Origin of the sequence: Sorangium sp. So ce327 (assembly GCF_051530205.1) — a bacterium.
Taxonomy (GTDB): domain Bacteria; phylum Myxococcota_A; class Polyangia; order Polyangiales; family Polyangiaceae; genus Sorangium; species Sorangium cellulosum_B.
The window spans coordinates 1026697-1048019 of sequence record NZ_CP150330.1; the positions used below are offsets into that span (position 1 = coordinate 1026697).

Annotated in this window: 16 protein-coding genes; 12 read left to right on the forward strand and 4 right to left on the reverse strand. The window is 71.5% G+C overall.

Annotated elements, in window-relative coordinates; all coding sequences use genetic code 11:
- Positions 1–12: 12 nt before the first annotated feature.
- The 3 genes from WME95_RS03795 to WME95_RS03805 all read left to right on the forward strand — a co-directional run bounded on the left by WME95_RS03795 (position 13) and on the right by WME95_RS03805 (position 6950).
- Complete coding sequence (locus WME95_RS03795) at positions 13–438, forward strand: STAS/SEC14 domain-containing protein (RefSeq protein WP_437907045.1); 426 nt, start codon at positions 13–15, stop codon at positions 436–438.
- A gap of 339 nt (positions 439–777) precedes the next feature.
- Complete coding sequence (locus WME95_RS03800; RefSeq protein WP_437907046.1) at positions 778–2661, forward strand: hypothetical protein; 1884 nt, start codon at positions 778–780, stop codon at positions 2659–2661.
- A gap of 260 nt (positions 2662–2921) precedes the next feature.
- On the forward strand, positions 2922–6950 hold the full coding sequence (locus WME95_RS03805; RefSeq protein WP_437907047.1) for a serine/threonine-protein kinase: 4029 nt from the start codon (positions 2922–2924) through the stop codon (positions 6948–6950).
- A 170-nt stretch (positions 6951–7120) separates the two neighbouring features.
- Here the strand turns inward: WME95_RS03805 and WME95_RS03810 are convergent, their stop codons facing one another.
- Positions 7121–7966 (reverse strand): GFA family protein, encoded by an 846-nt coding sequence (locus WME95_RS03810; RefSeq protein ID WP_437907048.1) that lies wholly within the window; start codon positions 7964–7966, stop codon positions 7121–7123.
- 142 nt (positions 7967–8108) lie between these two features.
- Entirely contained in the window at positions 8109–9410 is a 1302-nt protein-coding gene (gene bioA / locus WME95_RS03815; protein ID WP_437907049.1) for an adenosylmethionine--8-amino-7-oxononanoate transaminase, read from the reverse strand.
- A gap of 293 nt (positions 9411–9703) precedes the next feature.
- Here bioA and WME95_RS03820 point away from each other — a divergent pair, with 293 nt between their 5' ends.
- The 5 genes from WME95_RS03820 to WME95_RS03840 all read left to right on the forward strand — a co-directional run bounded on the left by WME95_RS03820 (position 9704) and on the right by WME95_RS03840 (position 12481).
- Positions 9704–10555 (forward strand): alpha/beta fold hydrolase, encoded by an 852-nt coding sequence (locus WME95_RS03820; RefSeq protein WP_437907050.1) that lies wholly within the window; start codon positions 9704–9706, stop codon positions 10553–10555.
- Between the two features lie 81 nt (positions 10556–10636).
- Complete coding sequence (locus WME95_RS03825; RefSeq protein WP_437907051.1) at positions 10637–11395, forward strand: RNA polymerase sigma factor; 759 nt, start codon at positions 10637–10639, stop codon at positions 11393–11395.
- A 6-nt stretch (positions 11396–11401) separates the two neighbouring features.
- Positions 11402–11644, forward strand: a complete 243-nt coding sequence (locus WME95_RS03830) for an anti-sigma factor family protein (protein WP_437907052.1) — start codon at positions 11402–11404, stop codon at positions 11642–11644.
- Positions 11645–11861: 217 nt separating this feature from the next.
- Positions 11862–12098 (forward strand): DUF433 domain-containing protein, encoded by a 237-nt coding sequence (locus WME95_RS03835; RefSeq protein WP_437744190.1) that lies wholly within the window; start codon positions 11862–11864, stop codon positions 12096–12098.
- Positions 12095–12481, forward strand: coding sequence for a DUF5615 family PIN-like protein (locus WME95_RS03840; RefSeq protein WP_437907053.1), 387 nt, complete (start codon positions 12095–12097; stop codon positions 12479–12481). Before WME95_RS03835 ends, WME95_RS03840 begins: the two co-directional genes overlap by 4 nt.
- Before the next feature lie 232 nt (positions 12482–12713).
- Here WME95_RS03840 and WME95_RS03845 read toward each other — a convergent pair whose 3' ends face one another.
- Together WME95_RS03845 and WME95_RS03850 are read right to left on the reverse strand one after the other, a co-directional pair.
- Complete coding sequence (locus tag WME95_RS03845; protein WP_437549556.1) at positions 12714–14555, reverse strand: DEAD/DEAH box helicase; 1842 nt, start codon at positions 14553–14555, stop codon at positions 12714–12716.
- Between the two features lie 79 nt (positions 14556–14634).
- The gene (locus WME95_RS03850) at positions 14635–15081 is read right to left on the reverse strand and encodes a hypothetical protein (RefSeq protein ID WP_437549557.1); all 447 of its coding nucleotides are present in this window, start codon (positions 15079–15081) and stop codon (positions 14635–14637) included.
- 355 nt (positions 15082–15436) lie between these two features.
- On the opposite strand from WME95_RS03850, the gene WME95_RS03855 reads away from it, so the two are divergent.
- The 4 genes from WME95_RS03855 (at position 15437) to WME95_RS03870 (ending at position 21310) form a co-directional block, all read left to right on the forward strand.
- Positions 15437–16996, forward strand: a complete 1560-nt coding sequence (locus WME95_RS03855; RefSeq protein ID WP_437907054.1) for a dipeptidase — start codon at positions 15437–15439, stop codon at positions 16994–16996.
- A gap of 52 nt (positions 16997–17048) precedes the next feature.
- Positions 17049–19316 carry a hypothetical protein gene (locus tag WME95_RS03860; protein ID WP_437907055.1) on the forward strand — a complete coding sequence of 756 codons (2268 nt, stop codon included), beginning with the start codon at positions 17049–17051 and terminating at the stop codon, positions 19314–19316.
- Positions 19317–19434: 118 nt separating this feature from the next.
- Positions 19435–20274, forward strand: a complete 840-nt coding sequence (locus tag WME95_RS03865) for an inositol oxygenase family protein (RefSeq protein ID WP_437907056.1) — start codon at positions 19435–19437, stop codon at positions 20272–20274.
- A gap of 403 nt (positions 20275–20677) precedes the next feature.
- Positions 20678–21310, forward strand: coding sequence for a MarC family protein (locus WME95_RS03870; RefSeq protein ID WP_437549562.1), 633 nt, complete (start codon positions 20678–20680; stop codon positions 21308–21310).
- Positions 21311–21323: the final 13 nt, after the last annotated feature.

A 21323-nucleotide genomic window follows, 5' to 3' on the forward strand; every position in this document is an offset into this window, starting at 1 on the left:
AGTATGGCTGGTATGAGCGATCTCGGCCTCAACGCAGCGAGCCCCGATGTTCGTAACGATCCCGACGGCATCGTTCGGGTGGCGATCCACGGCGAGGTCACGGAAGACCGAGTGCGCGCTGTCCTCGGCGCGATCCGGCGCGTGGCGGAGGGCGGCCGCGACGTCCTGGTGCTCGCCGACGCGCGTCACATGGGCCCTGTCTCGGCGCTGGCGCGCAAGGCGGTGACGGAAGAAATGCGGGGAGCGCGCGTCGATGCGGTCGCGATGATCGGAGCGAGCTTTTCCATGCGCGTGATCGTGGCGCTCCTCGCGAAGGGCGTGCAAATGCTCACAGGACAGCCTTATCCTCAGCAGTTCTTCGACACGGAGGGCGAGGCGCACGCGTGGCTGCTCGCTCGGCGAGACGCGCTCCGGGCCGTGCGGCGTCCGGGTACCTGAGCGACCGCGCCGTGGGGCGGGCGCCGGGAGATTGGTGTCGAGCGTGCCGGCGGGCACCACGGCAAAGCCGCGCTCGGGTCACCTGCGCGGCGCCGCGCTCCCGCAGCGCGTGCGGAACGCGCGACGGGCGCCGCAACGTGGGCGGGGTGGCGCGCCAGGTTGCACCGTGCTCGGTCAAATCGAGCTGCGCTGCCCAATGCCGCGCTGCGCTGCAAAGCTGGGGATAGCCGTCCCTCGCTGGAAGCGCGCTGCCGATAACGCTTGACATGGTGCTCCAATGTAAGGATGTTGGGGTTCATGGTAGAGGTGTACCTGAGGAATCGCGTGATAGGCCTAGGCATGGCTATCACGTTAATGGCAGGGTGCGCCCAGATCGTCGGGGCTGACTGGGACAGCTACAGAATCGGTGCTGGCGGCGACGGTGGTGGCGCTGGCGATGACGCGGGGGGATCCGGCTCAGGCGGCCAGGGCGGCGACACGACGCTCGGAGAACCTCGGTTTTTCAGCATACGCATCGACGATGAGCAGGTGCCCACCACGGAGCTCACGCTGGACAAGAAGAAGACGCTCGATCTCGTGGGCGATGACGGCGCAGCGCAGCTCACGCTCCTTGATCTCGATACCGAGCGGCTGCTCCGGAGCGCGCTCGATCAGATCCAGAACGCGTGTGGTGCTTCGTGGCGGAATGATGCCGTGGACCCCCGCTACGATTGCTCGCTGACGCTGCTGGGCGAGAGCTTCGGGGCGGAATGGCGGACATCGCCGGAGTTCGCGTTCCTTCGCCTGCTCACCATGACGCCCGCCAACGCCGACATGACCGGGACGTCGCTCGATGAGCTTAAGCGATTCTTCGACAGCAACTCAGGGGTTCTCTCGCGCGATTTTGCCAGTATCCTCGCCGAAGCTCTCGGTGCCTCGCGGACCGATCCGTTCTTGCCGGCGGATGAGCTCATTCGCGCGCTCCAGCATCAATCGCTCGGCACGCATCCGGCCATTCCTGACATGGATGGTCAGAAGTTGCCCATCTCCCTCCACGACGCGCTGAACAATCTCACGCCGCTCTCCGAGAAGCTGGGCGCTTCCGGTGATCATCCGGGCGTGCTCGTCAGGGACGATGGCACGTTCACGACGAAGAGCGATCTGCTCCGGCCCGATTTCGAGATGCATATCGTCGCCGAGTCCGGCCTCCGCCGGGTCATGGGGGTCGACCTGTCGAGGGGCGGCGGCGACATGTTCGTCCAGGAGGGCGATGCGCCGCTCCGGTTCGATTTCAACGACGCCGAGAAGCTTCGGATCACCGGTGTCGCAGAGTCCCCGATAATCGACCTCCGGATCGCGCTGCGCGAGGTGCCCAGCAGCGTGCCGTCTTGCACCGAGACGCCGGCTTGCCATGGCAATTCTCCCGATGCGCCGGTAGGGGATGGAACGATCTGGAAGGCTTCCCCGTTTCTGCTCGAGCCCATCGTGGCGAAGGCGGCCTACCTCGCGTACAGCGATCGCGAATTCACGTCGTGTTACTGGCGATCGAGCGGGGAATGCGCGCTGGGCGTGGACATCGGGCAAGGCGACGATCCTCTCGGTTGGACGGTATTCAACTTTGACCTCTCCACCCCGCCCGATCGGCCGCCTCGGGTGCCGAACGCTCAGTTCCTCTGGGAGCTGATCACCGAGGTGGCACAGGTCGCTGTCCACGACCCGACAGGCGATGGCGACCCCGAGATCACGGAGGGTGACGCCCAGCCCGTCTACGCGCTCCACGGTGTTGGTCTCGGTATCACCGCCGAGGATGTTACCACCGGATTTCGCCAGGCATTGCAGAGCCGGGCCAGGGAGATCGCGGAGAACGTCGTGGGCCGGTACTGGGAGAAGAACGCCGCGCTCGATTTCTTCTACAGTCGCAGCGCTCCAGGCGCCGCTCCCCATCTGTACTTCGTGGCCGAGAGCGACCTCCGGCCTTCCGACCAGAGCCCGACCGTTCCCCGCGATTACACCTACAGAAACCCCGGCTTCTACAGGAGCCCCGATCTCGGTGAGGGGAACAAGGTGTCGGCGAAAGAGATCGATGGCGTCGACGACAAGATACACGAGAAATTCCGGCTTCCCCCGGGCGAGACCACCACGCTGTTCATGCAGGATGACGAGGCAGCGATCTTCGAGGTTCACTTCCACGTTCCTGACGAGGAAGATCCTGTGGAGATCATCGCCGAGGTGGTCAGACTCTGAGCCATCGAGATCACGGCTCGCTCCCCTGGTCCAGACCTCCGGTGGCGGCGCCGTCGAGGTGCACATCGGCGGGCTCGAGGCCGTCAAGGTCCGCTCCTTCGAACTCGCCGCTGGCGAGACCCCGAGCGTGAGCCCGCCGGCGACTGCATGTCCGTGCGACGAGCGCATTCTGTCCTTCCAGGAATGCGCCGTGTCGTCATCGCCACGCGCCTCCGATTCTCATCACGCGTACCGGGCACCTGGCGCGGTATCATCAGGGGATGCACAGGGGGGAGTCGCCGAAGATCCTTGCCGGTCGGTTCGAGCTCGAGCGGCTCGCCGGCACCGGAGGCATGGGCGACGTCTATCGCGCGCGCGATCGGCAGGATGATGAGCCGGTCGCGCTCAAGCTCCTGAGGAACTCGGACGCGCAGCTCGTCGCGCGGTTCCAGCGGGAGGCGCGGCTCCTGGCCGAGCTCCGGCATCCGGCGATCGCACGCCTCGTCGCCCACGGCGTCTCTGACCAGGGACAGCACTACCTCGCCATGGAGTGGCTCGAGGGCGAGGACCTCGCGTCGCGGCTCGCCCGCGGGCCGCTCGGCGTCGAGGAGGGGCTCGCCCTGGTCCACCGCGTGGCCGAGGCGCTGTCGCTCGTGCACGGCCGCGGCGTGATCCACCGCGATCTCAAGCCGGCAAACCTGTTCCTGCAGGGCGGTCAGCTGGATCGGGTCAAGCTCCTCGATTTCGGGATCGCGCGCGACGCGGCAGCGACCGGCGGGCTGACCGAGCCCGGTGTGCCCATTGGAACGCCCGCCTACATGGCGCCGGAGCAGATCCGCGGCGAGCTGGACATCGACGCTCGCGCGGACGTGTACGCGCTCGGGTGCATCCTGTTCGAGTGCCTCACCGGCCAGCCGCCTTACTGGGGCGAGCACGCGTTCGCGGTGTTCGTGAAGGTGCTCTTCGAGGACGCGCCGAGGCCGAGCGCCCTGCGGGGCGAGGTGCCCGAGGCCGTCGACCTGCTCACGGCGCGGCTCATGGCGAAGGACCGCGAAGGTCGGCCCGAGGACGCGGCCGCGGCGGCCAGCGCGCTCGCGGCGCGCTCGGCAGAGCACGCGGTCGAGGAGCTGTGTGCGCCGGCGCTCACGCGCCGCGAGCGGGGGCTCGTCAGCGTGATCCTGGCCAGGGTGGGCGTGGCTTTCCTCTCGGCCACGCACGCCGCGCTGTGGCCCAAGGAGGCCATGCGGATGGGCAGCGAGGCCTCCTCCACGGGGTCGCGCAGCGAGGCCGCCACGGCGCCGTGCGCGGAGGCCCCCACGATCGATGCGCGAGGGAAGGTCACGGCGCCGCCAAGGACGGCGCCGTCCCTCGTGGACCTGCGCCGCGCGGCGGCCGAGCACGGCGGCCGCCTCGAGCCGCTGCAGGACGGCGGGGTCGCCGCGGTGCTCACGGGCGCGGCGACGCCGATCGACCTGGCCGCGCGCGCCGTGCGGTGCGGCCTCGCGCTGCGGAAGCTCCTGCCCGGCGCCCGCCTGGCGGTCGCGACCGGGTGGGACGCGCTCGGCGGCGGGCAACCCATCGGCCCGGTCATCGACCGCGCCTCCGCGCTGCTCGTCGGCGGCGACGCCAGGACGCCGGGCGACGGCGCATCGGAAGCTCAGGCCCCGGTGCTCGTCGACGCGATCACGGCCAGCCTCCTCGGGCCGGGCTTCGAGATCGCGAATGGGCCCCGGGCGTCAGCGGTCGTCGGCGAGCGTGATCCGTTCGATGAGGCGCGAACGCTGCTCGGCAAACCCACCCCGTTCGTTGGGCGCGATCGGGAGCTGCGCGCCCTGGAGGACCTGTTCGACGAGTGTTCAGGCGAGCCCTGCGCGCGGGCGGGGCTCGTGATCGCGGCGGCGGGGATGGGCAAGTCGCGCCTGCGCCTGGAGCTCGTGCGGCGGCTCAGGGCGCGGGCCGAGCCGCCCGAGATATGGATCGCGCAGGCGGATCCCGCGCGCGCAGGGGCACCCCTCGACCTCCTCGGGCAGGTGGTGCGCCGCGCCGTTCACCTGATCGACGGCGAGCCCCTCGAGCGCCGCCGGGAGCAGCTCGCGGCCCGCGTGGCCCGGCACGTGGACCCGGCGCTCCGCGAGCGGGTGACCGAGTTCCTGGGAGAAATGGTCGGCGCGCCGTTCCCGGGTGAGGGGCGCGTGCAGCTGCGCGCGGCCCGGCGCGATCCGCTGCTCATGGGCGACCAGCTCCGCCGGGCGTGGGTCGATTTCGTCCGCGCCGAGTGCCGGGAGCGCCCCCTGCTGCTCGTGCTGGAGGATCTGCACTGGGGCGACCTTCCGACCGTGGAGTGCATGGACGCGGCGCTGCGCCTCCTGGAGGAACAGCCGCTCATGGTGCTCGCGCTGGCGCGGCCGGAGGTGCGAGCGACCTTCCCTGCGCTCTGGGCCGGGCGGGGCACGATGGAGATCGGGCTCGGCGAGCTGCCCCGCCGGGCCTGCGAGCGGATGGTGCAGGCCGCCCTGGGCGATCGCTCCGACGCGGAGCACGTTGCGGAGATCGTGCGGCGCGCCGCGGGCAACCCGTTCTTCGTGGAGGAGCTCGTGCGCGCCTCGGCCGAGGGGCGGGACGCGCGCGAGGCGCCGGAGACGGTGCTGGCGATGGTGCAGGCGCGGCTCCAGGACCTCGACGCCGAGGCGCGGCGGCTCCTGCGCGCTGGGAGCGTGCTCGGCGAAGTGTTCTGGCGTGGCGCGGCGGCGCGCCTCCTGGGCCTCCGCCAGGAGGGAAGCGCGGCGCTCGACGCACGGCTCGCGGATCTGGAGCGGCGCGAGTGGATCGTGCGGCAGCCCGAGCCACGGTTCGCCGGCGAGGCGGAGTTCGCCTTCCGGCACGGGCTCGTGCGCGAGGCGGCCTACAGCATGCTGACCGACGTGGATCGGCGGCTCGGCCACCGGCTCGCCGGCGTGTGGCTGGAGGAGGCCGGCGAGCGCGACGCGCTGGTGCTGGCAGAGCACTTTGAGCACGGCGAGGCGATCGAGGCGGCGGCGCGGTGCTACGAGCGGGCGGCGGAGCAGGCGCTGGAGGCGAGCGACCTCGAAGGCGCGCTCGCTCGGGTCGACCGGGCGCTGGCCTGCGCGCCGGGGGACGATGCCGCCGGGCGGCTGCACGCGCTCGCGGCGACCGCGCACAACTGGCGCGGCGCGTTCGTGGACGCGGAGCGCGCAGCCCGGGCGGCGGTGGGCCTGACGCCCGCGGGAAGCAGGGTGGCGTATGCCGCGCTGGCGATGCTCGCCTGGGCGAGCGGGGCGCTCGGGAACACGGAGCAGCTCGAGGCGGTGGCGTTGTCGCTGCCGCTAGACCGCATGGATGCGGTGCACGACCGGGATCTCGTGCTCGCCTGGTCCAGCGCCGCGACATGGTTGCGAGAGCTCGGGCGTCACGCCGCGGCCGAGGGCCTCGAGCGGGTCATGGACGGGGTGCAGCCGGAACATCTGGAGCCCGGCCTGGCGGGGCATATCTACGCCACGAGGAGCAATGTGGCGTGCTTCACGCCCCGTCGACTCGAGCTCTCACTGCACCTCACCCAGGCTGCTTTTCAGGCCTACGAGCGCGGCGGCGCGCTGCGGGACGCGTGCCTGATGTGCGTGAATCTGGGCGTGACGCAAAGGCGACTTGGCGCTTACGGACTGGCAGAATCGACGCTCCATGAGGCAAAGCGGGTTGCGGCTCAGCTCGACCTGCCTTATGCGGCGAACGCGGCCAGCATCTATCTAGGGCACATCGGCATGGCACGGGGCCAGGGAGCCGATGTCATGATGCTGGCGGCCGCAGTCATCGAGGAGGCGCGAGCGTTCGCCAATGGCAGGCAGATGGCCCAGGCCAGGGTGCTGCTCGCGCAAGCGCTGCTCGCTCTAGGCGATCTTGCGCAGGCGTGCGCGCAGGCGACCACCGCGATCGGCGAGACGCAGGCGTATCCCGCTCTGCAGGCCATCGCGCACGCCACGCTCGCCCAAACCCTGCTCCGAGCCGGGCGCGCCGTGGAAGCGCTTGCCGCGGCACGCGAGGCGATCGAGCTTGTCGAGCGCCTCGGAGGTCTCGATGAAGACGAAGCGCTCGTGCGCCTCGCCTGGGCCGAGACGCTCCACGCCTGCGGTGACGTCGACGCGGCCCGGGCAGCGCTCGTCGCTGCCCGCGATCAGCTGCATGCCGAGGCGGACGCCATCGAGTCTGCCGACCTGCGCCGCAGTTTCCTCGAGGCGGTGCCGGAGCATGCCCGCATCCTCGCGCTCGCGGAGGTGTGGGGCGTGGCAGGCAGGTGATCCCCCGGATCGGCGCAGCGGCTCGCGTGTCTTCCCTCGGTGAGGGTGTTCCTCTCAGCGCTGTGTACAGTGTTTTGCGCTGCGCTCCTTGTAGCCGCACCGTGAGCGCAAGGCCGCTCCATGACAGCCGGTACGGTGACGGTGCCGTGGCAGCTCGCGTGATGCCGTCGTCAGGCCTGGGGCGGGTACTCGGCGAACCGCGGCAGGTCGTCGGTGATCGGGAACCAGCTCGCCTTGGAGTCGACGAAGATGTGGGCTGCGGGGCGGATGCCGGGATCGGTGTCGAGCGTGCCCGCGGGCACCACGGCGAAGCCGCGCTCGGGTGACAGGCGGGGTGCCGCGCTGCCGCAGCGCTTGCAGAACGCGACGGTGAAGAACCGCGCGTCGGGCACCTTGTAACTCGCGATCTGCGCGTCACCGTGGATCCAGCGGAAGCTGTCCAGGGCGACGAAGACGTTGGTCGCGTGCGCGGCGCTGCGCCCGAGGCGACAGCGCGTGCAGTGGCAGCTCACCATGCGGAGGGGCGTGCCGTCGAACTCGAAGGCCACGTCGCCGCACAGACAGCTCCCCTGGGTGACGCCCTCTTTCGGCGGGGCCACGGGGCGGGAGACGACCGGCGCCTGCATCTGGGGCGGCCATTCCTCGAATTGCGGCAGGGAATCCGTGATCGTGTACCAGGGCGCCTTGGCGCCGACGAACTGGTGGAACTTCGGCTCGATCCCGAGATCGCCCTCCAGGTTGCCGGCATGGAGCACGGCGAGCTGCCTCTCGGGGCGGAGCATCGGCGTGGCCGAGCCGCAGGTGCCGCAGAAGGAGCGGCGGTCGCTCGCGCAGGAGGGGCGGATGGCGTCCTCGCCGGCGAGCCAGCGAAAGCCGGGCAGCGGCGCGACGACGGCCGTGGTGAACGCCGTGCCGTGGAACTTGCGGCACATCGAGCAGTGACAGTTCAGCATGGTCTGGAACGGACCGTCGATCTCGAAGCGGACCGTTCCGCAAAGACATGCGCCCTTGGTCATGTTCGTACCTCCCGTCGTCGTGCGGGCTCCGTGTGCGCCGGAGCGATGGCTTGCGCGCGCACGCTAGCACGGCGGAGTTACCAGGCGGGCGTCCAGGTTCGATTCAAGGGCGCCCTTCACCCGAGGCGCGCCGTCCCGCGGCTCAGAGCCCCGACACCACGCCCACGATCGCTTCGCTGATCCGCGATAGGTCGGCTGGCTCGATGATGTAAGGCGGCATGGTATAGACCAGCTTCCCGAAAGGCCGTAACCAGACGCCGCGCTCCACGAACGCCGGCTGCACGCGCGCCGTGTCGACGGGCTGCTTGAGCTCGACAACGCCGATGGCGCCGAGCACGCGCACGTCGGCGACCGCGTCGAGCGCGCGGCACGGGGCGAGCTCGCGGCGGAGCTGCGCCTCGATGGCCGAGACGCGCGCGCGCCACGGCGAGGCGAGCAAGAGCCGGATGCTGGCCAGCGCGGCGCTGCAGGCGAGCGGATTGCCCATGTACGTCGGGCCGTGCATGAACACGCGCGGCTCGTTGCCCGCGATCGTCGCGGCCACGCGCTCCGTGCAGAGCGCGGCGGCCAGGGTCATCGTGCCGCCGGTGAGGGCCTTGCCGAGGCACATGATGTCCGGCGCGACGCCCGCGTGGTGGCACGCGAACAGCTCCCCGGTGCGGCCGAAGTTGGTCGCGATCTCGTCGAAGATGAGCAGCACGCCGTGGCGGTCGCAGAGCGCGCGCAGCTCGCGCAGGTACTGCGGGTGGTAGAAGCGCATCCCGCCGGCGTTCTGCGCGATCGGCTCGAGGATCACGGCGGCGACCTCGTGCGCGTGCCGCTCGAGCAGCGCGGCCATGCTGCTCAGGGCGTCCGGCGACCAGGGCGCGTCGAACGCCGGCCCGGGCGCTTCCGCGAACAGGTGCTGCGCGAGCGCGCCGCGGAAGAGGTGGTGCATGCCATTGACGGGATCGGTGACCGCCATCGCGCCGAACGTGTCGCCGTGGTAGCCGGCGAGCGCGCTGATCAGGCGGCGCTTCTCGGGCCGCCCCTGCGCAATGAAGAACTGGATAGCGAGCTTGATGGCCACCTCGACCGACACGGATCCGGAGTCGGCGAGGAAGACGCGCGTCAGCGGCTCGGGCGTGAGCGCCACCAGCGTTTCGCACAGCTCGACCGCGGGCGCGTGGGTGAGCCCGCCGAACATCACGTGGCTCATCCGCCCGAGCTGGGCGCTGATCGCCGCCGTCAGCGCCGGGTGCGCGTAGCCGTGGATGGCGGCCCACCAGGACGCCATGCCGTCGATGAGCTCGCGGCCGTCCGTCAGGGTGAGGCGAACGCCCTCCGCGCGCTCGACCGCGAAGAGCGGCGCGCTCGAGATGGGCGCGGCGTACGGGTGCATCACGCAGCGGCGGTCGCGCGCGACGAGATCGTCTCCGCCAGGCAGGGCGCTCTCCGATGGCATGGCGAGGCGTCTAGCCCAGAACGCCCATCGCCACCAGGTCCGCCGGGCGCGTCGGTTGTCACCGCGCCTCCGCGCGCGGCGCCATCCCACTGGCGGACGCGGCTCCGGCCGCCTTCGGACGATTCCTTGAACAGGCTGTAACGTTCGGCCCCCCTCCGAGACTGTGCAGGTAGCGGGATAGCCGTCGCGGCGCCGGGGACACGCCCGGGCGCAGGGGCGCGCGCATCCATCGCACGTCGAAATACCGATGACGTCGCGCTCGAGGAGAGCCTCGCGACGATGAGGAGACATCCATGAACGGTCTGCTTCGCAAGGTCCTGCGGTCTGGCACCATGATCTCGGCCGCTGCGCTCATGTCGTCCGCGCTGCCCGGCTGCGGCGGCAGCGACACGGACGGGAGCACGGGGGGCGGCGGGCCCCAGGGCTCGGACAAGAACACGTATGTCCTCGTCCACGGCGCCTTCGTGGGCGCATGGGCATGGGACAAGGTGGTGCCGCTCCTCGAGGCCGGCGGCAACGAGGTGATCGCCCTCGATCTCCCCGCCCACGGCGAGGACCAGACGCCCGTCGCGGACGCCGGCCTGGAGGCCTATACCGACGCCGTGGTGGAGGCCATCGACAGCGCCTCGCGCCCCGTGATCCTCGTCGGCCACAGCATGGGCGGCACCGTGGTGAGCCAGGCCGCCGAGCAGCGGCCCGACAAGGTGAAGAAGCTCGTCTACCTGACCGCCTTCCTGATGAAAGACGGCCAGTCGCTGAGCAAGGAGTGGGCCGACGACGAAGGGGCCGCGATCAAGGCGTACGCGGCCGCTTCGGCGGACGGCACGACGCTGACCTTCAAGGAGGGGTGGGCCGCGGACGCCTTCTGCCAGGATTGCTCTCCAGAGGACGTCGCGCGGCTCGAGAGCCACCTGCGCGAGGAGCCCGCGAAGCCGTTCGACGAGCCGATCCATGTGACGGAGGAGAGGTGGGGGAGGGTCCCCCGGGTCTACATCGAGGCGCTCAAGGATCTCGCCATCAGCCCTGCAGAGCAGAAGCAGCAGTACACGGCCTTGCCCTGCGAGAAGGTCATCTCGATCGACGCGGGCCACGCCCCCTTCCTGACGAAGCCGAAGGAGGTCGCGGACGCGCTGAGGTCGCTCTGACCGGGGCGCCGGCCGCCGTCGTCCGCGGGCGAGCCGCCCCGGATCCGCGTCGATTGATGCGGGGCTCGGCGGCGTGATACCGTGCTCCGCGTGTCCCATGACCCCTCGGCCGCCGCCGACGGCAAACAGGCCGCAACGGCGCAGCGCGCATCGGCCGAGGTAGGCCCGCTCCTCGCGCCCGCCGCGCCCGCCGCGCCGGGCAACGCGGCGGCGCCCGGCTGCGCGGCGCCGGCGGACGACATTGCGCTCGTCCGCCGGCTGCTCGCGGGGGACGAGCGGGCCTTCGAGCAGCTCGTGACCCAGCTCCACACTCCCATGCTCCGGCTCGCCCGGGCGGTCGCCGGCCCCGCGGGCGCGCAAGAGGTCGTCCAGGAGACCTGGGCGGCGGTCTTCGATGGGCTCGTGCGCTTCGAGGGGCGCTCCGCGCTGAAGACATGGGTGTTCAGGATCCTGACGAACCGCGCCAGGACGTGGGGCGCTCGAGAGAAGCGCATGGTGCCTGTCTCCTGGCTGGAGGACGGGGATCACGGCGGCGAGCCGGCGGTCGATCCGGCCCGATTCGACAGCATCGGTGACTGGGCGACTCCGCCTGTTCCGTGGACGGAGCAGAGCCCGGAGGTGCTCTTGCTGCGCAAGGAGACAGGCGCCGTGCTGCAGCGAGAGCTCGAGACGCTGGCGCCTGGACAGCGCGCGGTGGTCCTCCTGCGCGACGTGGAGGGGTGTCCTTCCGACGAGGTCTGCGAGATCCTGGGTATCAGCGAGGCGAACCAGCGGGTCCTCCTGCACCGTGGCCGATCGAAGCTCAGGGCCGCGCTCGAGCGCTACATGACGAGGGGGTGAGCGCGCATGATCGTCACGTGCTGTCAGCTGACCGAGATGATCACCGACAGGAGGGAGGGAAAGCTGTCCTCCGAGCAGGAGGAGGGCTGCGCGCGGCACCTCGCGTGGTGCGACAGGTGCCGCACCTACCTGAAGCAGATGGATCTGACGATCGACGCGCTCCAGGGGCTCCCGGGTGAGCCGCTGCACGACGACGTTCGCGCCGCGCTGTTCGCCCAGTTCCAGCGGCGGAAGACCACCGCCGACTGAGCCTGGCGTCCCGGGGGGCGGTGGCGCGCAGGCCCGGGGGCGGCGCCGCGGGGGGGCCATGCCCGCGTTGCTGTGAGCATGGAACGCTCCGCTACCGCCACCGCGACCGGCCGAGGCAGCTTGGGCGCCGGCCGTGCCGCCCGGCGGTGCGTCGCGCATTCGCCGAGAAAGCAACTGACGGGGGCGGAGGAGCCGACGATGAGGTAGCCTCGCCAGCATGCCGACGGAGCTGCTGGAACGGATCACGCACGACCCCGCCGTGATGGGGGGCCGGCCCTGCATCCGAGGGATGAGGGTGACGGTGGGCACCATCCTGGGACTGCTGGCGGCGGGGCACCCGGTCGAGGAGGTGCTCGAGCTCTATCCCTACCTCGAGAGGGACGACGTGATGGCGGCGCTCTCTTATGCGGCATGGCGTGTCGAGGAGGTCGAGCTCCCGCTGAAGGCTTCATGAAAGTTCTGGTGGACATGAACCTCTCGCCGACCTGGGTATCGTTCCTGAAGGGCGAAGGGATAGAGGCCGTTCACTGGTCTGCAGTCGGCGACCCTCGAGCACAGGATCGAGAGCTGATGGCCTGGGCACGCCAGGGCGGGTACATCGTCTTCACGCACGACCTCGATTTCAGCATCATCCTCGCTACAACCGGCGCCAGCGGTCCGAGCATCCTGCAGGTTCGAACCCTGGATCCTCTCCCGAACGCGATGGGGGCCGATATCGTCCGCGTGCTTCGCGAGCATGACGACGAGCTCGACCGCGGTGCAATTGTCACCGTCGATGGGACGACGTCGCGGGTCCGGATCCTACCGATTCGAAGGGCAACGAAAGGCCACGGCTAACATTGCCGCATCGGAGACTCTTTCCCGCGATCTCACCGTCTTCAGTACACACCGGCTGGCCATCCGCGGCTGATAACGACGCGAAGCGGCGCGGCGCGCGAACCGCCAGGGACACACAGTGAGAGCTGCCAGGGACGCTTGGAGCGCCGCCAGGAACAAAAAGCTGTCGTGATGACGAACCGCTTCTCCGGCTCTCCAGCGGAGCAGACGCCAGCGCTGGCTGTCATGGAGCTCAGGCCCGTGGACGCCGGCGCGGGGGCGCCATACCCGCAGCGCCATCCCGTTCCTCAGCCGCGCCGCCTCGTGCCTCGGCTGCCCCGCCTCGCGCCTCGCGGGACCCCGCGTCGTCCCGGCGGACCTGGACCTTGCGGCCCTTCAGCCGTGTGGCGCGCAGCGCCTCGATGACGGCGTCGGCCGCGTCGGCCGGGACCTCCACCGTGGAGAAGCCGTCGGCGATCTCGATGGCGCCGATGTCGCGGGAGCTCAGCGACGCCTCGTTCGCGATGGCGCCGACCAGATCGGCCGGCCGGATGCCCGCGGCGCGCCCCGCGCTGACGTACAGCCGGGCGACGTTGCCGTCGGTCTCCCGCCCCTCGCGCCGCGGCCGCGCCTGCGCCTCGCCCGGGCGCCCGCGCGGCCCCGCGGGCCCGCGCGGCGCGCGGTCGTCGCGGGCGCGCTCCGGCCCGCGCGGAGGCGGCCGGAACGACGGGATCTCCGCCTCGTCCTCCTCCCGGTCCCCCTCCGTCGCGTCGTGGGCGAGCTTCACCGCCGCCGCCGCGATGTCCATCACGTCGAACTCGTCGGCGAGCGCCTCGACCACGACCCGGAACCGCTCGGCGCCGCCCTCGATGAGCGCCTCCCGCAGCGAGGCGCGCGTCAGCTCCAGGCGCCGCGCGCGCAGGTCGGCCACGGTCGGGAGGGTGGCGGCCTCGATGCGCTGCCCGGTGAGCCGCTCGACGTTGCGGATCAGGTAGTGCTCGCGCGGCTCGACAAGCGTGATCGCAGCGCCCTCGCGGCCGGCGCGCCCCGTGCGGCCGATGCGGTGGACGTACACCTCGGGGGCGCAGGGGACGTCGTAGTTGATGACGTGCGAGACATGCTCGATGTCGAGCCCCCGCGCCGCGACGTCGGTGGCGACGAGCAGCTCGGCCGTGCCGGCGCGGAAGCGGGCCATCACGCGATCGCGGTGCTCCTGCGAGAACCCGCCGTGGAGCGCCTGGGCCTCGTAGCCGCGGGCGCGCAGCGCCTCGGTCAGCTCGTCGACCTCGTTGCGGGTGCGGCAGAAGAGGATGGCCGACGACGGGTCCTCCATGTCGAGCACCCGGGTGAGCGCGGCGGACTTGTGCGCCCGCGGCACGATGTACGCCGTCTGGCGGACGCGGGGGAGCTCGCCGGGGGCCGCCTTCTCGCCCGCGATCTTGACCCGCACCGGCTCGCGCAGGTGCCGGCCGGCGATCGCGGCGATCCGCGGGGGCAGCGTCGCGGAGAAGAGCACGGTCTGCCGCGCCGCCGGCGTGGCGGAGAGGATCTCCTCCAGCGCCTCGGCGAAGCCCATGTCGAGCATCTCGTCGGCCTCGTCGAGCACGACGGTGCGGATGCCGTCGAGCGCGAGCGTGCCGCGCCCGATGTGGTCGAGCGTCCGGCCCGGCGTGGCCACGATGACGTGGACCCCGCGGCGGAGCGCGCGCAGCTGCTGCCCGAACGGCTGGCCGCCGTACACGGACAGCACCTGCACGCCGAGCCGGCGGCCGTAGCGGTGCATCGCCTCGGCCACCTGCATCGCCAGCTCGCGGGTCGGCACGAGCACGAGCGCCTGGGGGGGGCCGGGCGGCTCGCCGCCGATCTGGAGGCGCTGGAGCAGCGGCAGCGCGAACGCGGCCGTCTTCCCGGTCCCGGTGGCGGCCTGCCCCAGCAGGTCGCGCCCGGTCAGGAGGTGGGGGATCGCCTCGCGCTGGATCGGCGTGGGCTCCTCGTAACCGAGCTGGGCGAGCACGTCGAGGAGGGCAGGCGCGATGCCGAGCGCGGCGAAGCTGGCGGACGAGGGGGTCGTCTCCACAGGGGTTCCCCATGTCATGGTCGCGCGCCAGCGCCGTTGCAACCTGGCATTCACCGCGGGGCGCAGCGCGCGCGGCAGGCGAGCCCCGCTGCCCCGATCAGCCGAGCTTCGCGGCGAGGGCGCGGTACCGCTCCGGCAGGCGCGCGGCGTCCAGCCGGCCGAGGAGCGCGCGCGCGGCCTCCTGCGCGCGGGGGCTGCCCTCGGGCGCGCGGCTCACCGCCTCGAGGTAGAGCTCGAGCGCGCGCCTGCGCTCCGCGAGCGCCGGCGCGGCCCGGCCCCGGAGCTCGAGGATCTCGGCCTGCTCCGCGCAGAGCGCCGCGTACGCGCCGATCTTCTCGTGGTCGCCGAGCAGGGTGGCCGCGCCCGCGGCGTCGAGCCGGTCGAGCATGTCCCGCATCGGGCCGAAGAGCCCGTCGGCGGTGGTGCGGACGAGCAGCTCCGCCTCGTCGAGCTGGCCGGCGCGCCGGAGCCCGGCGATCCGGCCGATGGCCTCGGCCAGCTGCTCGATCATGCGGAGGAGGTAATCGCGCTGTCGGAGCGACATCGGGTCTTCCGTTCGAGTCTAGAGCGCCGAACACGTCGATCGAGCGAGAAATGAGCAGCCTGCCGCCAAGAACAGAGCACTCTCTCGGCGTCCCTGGCGCCTCGGCGGCTCAAGACCCTGCTCTTTTCCGGGGTTTCGACCCGTTGGTTGCTCTGGCCGATCGCGGCTCCGCGGCGCGCGCCGGCGGCACCAGCCTTGCTCCACCGGTGGCTCACAACGGGGGTCATCAAGGCATAGGGGCCACCTGGACCGATATGTCGGCGCCCAGCGGCGGTGCTGCCTCGCCTCTCCGGCGCACGATCCTGCCACCTTCATGGCTGGCTTTCCCGCCGAGCTCGCATGGTACGATCCGGTCATGCGCACTTCGCCAATGCTCGCGCTGCTCGCCGCCGCGTCGCTCGCGGCCTGCGTTCGTTCCCCCGCGCCCGCGGCGGCGCCCGATGTCTTCGCGCCGTCCGCCGCCGACGTCGGGCCCTGGTACACGTCGGCGCCCGACCTCACGGCGACCCCACCGGGGCTCGAGACGCCGGAGCAGCGGGCCGCGCGGCTGCAAGCCAAGGCGATCCTCGTGGATGGCCACAGCGGCGTGCCCTCGCTGCTCCTCGGCGGCTCGTTCGCGCAGGTGAGCTCGGACGACGAGCTGATGGCCGCGGAGGTCGCCAGGAACAAGGCGGCGGGCGTCACCGGCGCGTTCTTCCCGATCCACGTCGGCGCGCCCGCGCCGCCTTCGTCCTCGCGGCTCGGCGGCAGCGCCGCGCGCCGCGCGCTCGATCTCATCGAAGCGACCCACCGTCAGATCGAGCGCCACCGCGAGACGCTGATGCTCGTGCGCGACGCGAAAGACGTGCGCCGCGCCGAGCGCGAAGGCAGGATCGCCGTGATCATGGGCATCGAGGGCGGGCACGCCATCGAGAACTCCCTGCCTGCGCTGCGCTCGTTCTATCGCCTCGGCGTCCGCACCATGGCGCTCACGCACATGACCACGAACGACTGGGCAGGCTCCGCGGGAGGCGCGCTCGATCCCGGGTACGTCCGCGACCGCGGCCTCTCCCCCTTCGGTGAGGCCGTGGTCCGCGAGATGCAACGGATCGGCATGCTTGTCGACGTCTCGCATGGATCGGACAGCACGTTCCAGGGCGTCATGAAGGTGGCCAGGGCGCCGATCATCACCTCTTCCACGATGCCCGCCGCCGGCCACCGCCGCCGCGACCTCGACGATTACATGCTGCGCGCGATCGCGGAGAACGGCGGCCTCGTCATGGTGAACTCCTGGGCGCTCTTCCTGGACGAGGCGTATGCCGAGCAGTCGGCGCGCTTCGCGCAGAAGTACGGGGCGCACCTCAAGGAGCTCGGCGAGAGGCTCCCGGGCGACACGAAGGCGCTCCGCGAGGAGATCGAGAAGCTCAGGACCCAGGAGGGGCAGAAGACGCCGCCGCTGTGGCGGATCATCGACCATATCGATCACGTGGTGAAGATCGCGGGGATCGAGCATGTCGCCCTCGGGTCCGTCTTCGAGGGGAGCGAGGCGCTCAAGGAGGGGCTCGCAGGCAGCGCCGGGGCCCCGAACCTCACGCTGGAGCTCATCCGTCGCGGCTACTCGGATGCGGACATCCTCCGTCTGATGGGCGGGAACTTCGTGCGGGTCCTCGAGCACGCCGAGGCCTATGCAGCCGCGACGGAGACAACGCTGTCCGGGGATGGCAGCACGCAGCAGCTCAGCGCGGCCGAGCTGGGCGATCCGCCGGGGCAGCCCCTGATGCCGGCGGCCCCGCCGCCGGCGCCCCCGCCGTCGTGGGGGCCGATGTCGCGGGGGGTTGTCCCGCCGCCCTCGCCGTCGCCGCAACGACCGGTAGCGCAGCCCTCGAAGGCCGGAGCGCCGGCGTCTCCGTATTCGGACCTCCGGACGTCGCGGTAGCCTCTCGCCGTCGACAGGCGGTCGCGCCGGGTTTACGGTGGCGATCCCCGGGATGCGAACGGCGGCGCGACCCCTGACCCGGCTGCGGACATCCACGCTTCCGGCGGCGCTCGCCGCGTGCGTGCTCGGCGGCGCATGCTCGGAGGCGCCGCCGGGCGGCCATGGCGGCGGCGGCCAGGGCGCGGGCGCGCACCCGGTGACGGCGACCACGTACGTGAGCGTGGCCACGGGCTTTGGAGGCGCCCTGGAGGAGCTGCCGCGTGTGTTCACGGTGACCGGCGTCGTCACCGACGGCGCGGCGCCGCTCGAGGGCGCCATCGTGATGCAGGCCGGCGGGGAGCCGGCCCTCGTGACCGGCCCGGACGGCGCGTTCTCCATCGAGATCACGCGCGAGATACCGGGCCAGCCGACCGTTGTCGCGGCGAAGATCGGATACCGGACGGACGGTATCGAATTCGAGGTCGTCCCCGACGGGCCGGCGGAGATCGCCCTTCGCCGCGCGTCGCCGCCGGACAACGCGCTCGGCTACACCTACGGCGATCCGGGCGACGGCGATCCGCACAACTCGACGCGGTTCTGCGATCACTGCCACACGACGCTCGTGGCCCAGTTCCTCGAGTCGGGGCACGCGCGGTCGGCCAGGAATCCGCTCCTCCAGGCCATCTACGCCGGGGTCTCGATGGCCCACACGGACGAGGCCTCGTGCGGCGCCGCGGGCGGGCGCTGGAAGGCCGGACGCGTCCCGGGGAGCGAGGGGGGCGCTGCGATGCGGTGTTATCTCGGGAGCGGCGTGCTGCCGGATCTCAACCCCTCGTGCGGCGGGGAAGCGCAGCCCTCGTGCGACGATCCCGCGCTGCCCGAGGCCGTGCGCCCGGCGGCGTTCGGCGCGTGCGCCGACTGCCACGCTGCGGGGATCGACGGCCCCGCGGGCGGGCGAGACCTCCTCGAGGCCACAGGCATCGCGTTCGAGAAGGGCGACCACTGCGACGCTTGCCACAAGATCCGCGACGTCGATCTGAGCAAGCCGCCCGGGGTCGCCGGGGCCCTGATCGTCCAGCGCCCGCAGGAGAGGAGCTCGCCCGATCCCTCGTCGAGGCTTCTGGAGGTGATGTTCGGCCCGCGGCCGGACGTGCCGAACAGGTTCATGGGCGGCAGCTACCAGCCGAAGTTCTCGGCCTCGGAGTTCTGCGGCGGCTGCCACGAGCAGAAGCAGGCGGCGCTCCTGCCGGGCGCGGCGCTCGATCCGGTCCGCTGGCCTGACGGGCTCCCGATCCATCAGACGTTCTCCGAGTGGGCCGCGAGCTCCTGGAACCGCCCGGCCACGCAATGCCAGGCCTGCCACATGCCAGGGGTCCTCTCGCTGAAGAGCAGCCTCGACGTGACGAACGAGGCGAACGCGAGCGTCTCGCTCGGCTTCGTCCGCCCGGCGGGGACGGTCCGCTCCCATATTTTCCGCGGCCCGCTGGAGGGGTCTCCTCGGCTCATCCGGGGCGCGGTCGACGTCCGCATCGACGCATCAACGGCGTGGGGCGAGCTCGCGGTCACGGTCTCCCTGGCCGGAGGCGCGGCGGGCCACGCCGTTCCGACCGGTGAGCCGATGCGCGCGCTCGTGCTCCTCGTCGCGGCGGAGGCGTGCGGCGCGCCCCTTTCGCCGTCGAGCGGCATGACGGTGAACGACACCGGGGGCGCGCTCGCGGAGGCGCGCGTGGGCCAGGGCGCGGCCCTGACGGGCGCCCAGCTCGCCTGGAACGAGGGCGCGGCGCGCGCGAGGGCGGGCGACGTGGTGCGGATCGTCCGCCCGACCGGAGTCTACGACGATTACACCGGCATCGGCCGCTTCGCGGACCCGTCGCTCGACGCCGCGGACAAGGGCCTCGAGGTCCGCGCGCCGGTCGGCGAGGCGCGGGTGGTCGCGGCGGGCGGCGGCGTGATCACCCTGAGCGGCGCGATCCCCGCGCAGGACGGGGATATCGTCTACCTCGGCGCGCCCCTCGCCGCTGCGCCCGCCGACGGCCAGCCCGCCGCCGCGTTCGCCGGCGCCGCGGGGTATACCTTCGCCAAGGTGCTCGTCGATCCGGCGGGCGCGCGGCACGCGCCGCAGCACCGCGCCGTCGATATCGCCAGCGACAACCGCATCGCGCCGGGGAGCGTCGCGGTGACGTCGCACGGCTTCGCGATCCCCGCGGGCTGCTCGGCGACCGCGAACGTCACCGCCACGCTGCTCTACCGGCCGGTCCCGCTCGCCCTCGCGAAGGAGCGCGGGGCCTTCGCGCGCGATTACCTGGTCGTCTCGGCGTCCTCGCCGGTGCCGCTCGACTGAGCGACAACGTAAACGTTGGTGACCCGCAGCACCGCGAGCCGATCGCGCGGATCGTGCTTGCCGTTCCGATATCGTGCTGGTCTCAGGCGCTGGGTTGTGGGGGTACGCTATGGGCGCGATGAGCGAGAAGCGTGAGCAGACGTCGGGTGTGGAGGGGAGCGCCGCGCGCGCAGCAGCGGAAAAGATGGAAATTTCGGCGTTCCGCGATTACCGCGAGGACGCGCGGCCGAGCGTGAAGGAGCTCTACCGCCTGAACCACGAGGGGCAGACGCTCGCCTTCGTGCAGGAGAAAGAGCGGCAGTACCTCGGCCTCGACCGGCGCCGGATGGGCATGTGGGAGGCGCTCGAGCTGCTCGATCGGGTGGTCGACGACAGCGATCCGGACACGGAGCTGTCGCAGATCGCACATGCGCTCCAGTCCGCGGAGGCGGCGCGGCGGGACGGGCAGCCGCGGTGGTTCGTGCTGACCGCGCTGATCCACGACGCCGGGAAGATCCTGTGCACGTGGGGCGAGCCGCAGTGGGCCGTGGTGGGCGACACCTTCCCGGTGGGCTGTGCGATCTCGGACCGGATCGTCTTCCCCGAGCTCTTCGCGCGGAACCCGGACATGGCGAACCCGGTGTACCAGACGCCATGCGGGATTTACGAGGAGGGCGCGGGGCTCTCCCGGATACACATGTCGTGGGGGCACGACGAGTACCTCTATCATGTGGTGAAGGACCACCTGCCGCTCGAGGCGCTCGCCATGATCCGATATCACTCGTTCTACGCGGCGCACCGCGAGGGCGCGTACGGGCACCTGATGAACGAGCAAGATCGGCGGATGATGGAATGGGTGCGGCGCTTCAACCCGTACGATCTGTACTCGAAGGCCGATGACCCGCCGGACGTTGAGCGGCTGAAGCCGTTTTACAAGGACCTGATCGCGGAGTTCCTGCCGGACGAGCTCCGCTGGTGAGGGGCTTTGACGGATGAAGCGAGCGGACGGGCAGGCGTGAGCCCATGGAGATCCTGCTCGTCCCATCCTGCTCGTCTCCGGGGGCCTACGAGGCACACCGCGGAGCTACCGCGCCTCATCCAGGACGATAGACCAACGCTGGAGGGGGTATCCGGGAATGGGCCCGACCGACGCCCCAAGCTTGCTCACCCCTCCGGTGCTGTCGCCAGATCGAGCCGCCGCCCGATCGCGTCGTGCCGAGGGGATGCGATCGGTCGTCACGTCCCACCGAAGTCCCGTGGGATCCGACGGATCACGCCGGTTCGCTACCGCACCATCGTCCCTCGCGGCGCTGTTCTGGCGCGGCCGCCCGGGATGTGGGAGATGCGCCTGGCCCGCGGGGGCCGCGACGCATCCGATGAGCATGGCCCATTACGTCTCGGTCTTCCTCGTGTCGCTGTCGGCGATCTTCTTCGTCGTGGATCCGCTCGGCATCGTGCCGCTGTTCCTGACGATGACCGCGGGCGATCCGCCGGAGAAGGTGCGGCGCACGGCGCGGCGGGCGTGCGCCGTCGCCGGCGGGCTCATGCTGTTCTTCGCCCTCTTCGGCGGCGTCGTCTTCAAGGTCTTCGGCGTCTCGCTGGCCGCGTTCCGCGTCGCGGGCGGGCTGCTCTTGCTCGTCACGGCGCTCGACATGCTGCGCGCCCGCTCCTCGGCGACGCGCACCACCCCGTCCGAGGAGCAGGAGGGCATCGCGAAGGAGGACGTGGCGCTCGTGCCCCTGGCCATGCCGCTCCTCGCCGGGCCGGGCGCCCTCGCCACGGTGATGGTGCTGATGGCGCGCGAGGGCAACGACCCCGTGGCCATGGGGCTGGTGCTCGCCGGCGTGGCCATCACCTTCGTGGCCTCCTACTTCGTGCTGCGCGGCGCGGGGCTCGTGCAGCGGGCGCTCAAGGCGTCCGGCATGGCCGTGCTCGAGCGCGTCATGGGCCTCATCCTGGCCGCCATCGCCGTGCAGTTCATGGCCGACGGGGTGAAGGAGCTCTGGCACGGGTGACGCGCGTCCGGCG

Coding starts and splice junctions, on each gene's coding strand:
- WME95_RS03795 (WP_437907045.1), top strand. CDS start 13: ATGAGCGATCTCGGCCTCAACGCAGCGAGCCCCGATGTTCGTAACGAT.
- WME95_RS03800 (WP_437907046.1), top strand. CDS start 778: ATGGCTATCACGTTAATGGCAGGGTGCGCCCAGATCGTCGGGGCTGAC.
- WME95_RS03805 (WP_437907047.1), top strand. CDS start 2,922: ATGCACAGGGGGGAGTCGCCGAAGATCCTTGCCGGTCGGTTCGAGCTC.
- WME95_RS03810 (WP_437907048.1), bottom strand. CDS start 7,966: ATGACCAAGGGCGCATGTCTTTGCGGAACGGTCCGCTTCGAGATCGAC.
- bioA (WP_437907049.1), bottom strand. CDS start 9,410: ATGCCATCGGAGAGCGCCCTGCCTGGCGGAGACGATCTCGTCGCGCGC.
- WME95_RS03820 (WP_437907050.1), top strand. CDS start 9,704: ATGAACGGTCTGCTTCGCAAGGTCCTGCGGTCTGGCACCATGATCTCG.
- WME95_RS03830 (WP_437907052.1), top strand. CDS start 11,402: ATGATCGTCACGTGCTGTCAGCTGACCGAGATGATCACCGACAGGAGG.
- WME95_RS03835 (WP_437744190.1), top strand. CDS start 11,862: ATGCCGACGGAGCTGCTGGAACGGATCACGCACGACCCCGCCGTGATG.
- WME95_RS03840 (WP_437907053.1), top strand. CDS start 12,095: ATGAAAGTTCTGGTGGACATGAACCTCTCGCCGACCTGGGTATCGTTC.
- WME95_RS03845 (WP_437549556.1), bottom strand. CDS start 14,555: ATGACATGGGGAACCCCTGTGGAGACGACCCCCTCGTCCGCCAGCTTC.
- WME95_RS03850 (WP_437549557.1), bottom strand. CDS start 15,081: ATGTCGCTCCGACAGCGCGATTACCTCCTCCGCATGATCGAGCAGCTG.
- WME95_RS03855 (WP_437907054.1), top strand. CDS start 15,437: ATGCGCACTTCGCCAATGCTCGCGCTGCTCGCCGCCGCGTCGCTCGCG.
- WME95_RS03860 (WP_437907055.1), top strand. CDS start 17,049: ATGCGAACGGCGGCGCGACCCCTGACCCGGCTGCGGACATCCACGCTT.
- WME95_RS03865 (WP_437907056.1), top strand. CDS start 19,435: ATGAGCGAGAAGCGTGAGCAGACGTCGGGTGTGGAGGGGAGCGCCGCG.
- WME95_RS03870 (WP_437549562.1), top strand. CDS start 20,678: ATGGCCCATTACGTCTCGGTCTTCCTCGTGTCGCTGTCGGCGATCTTC.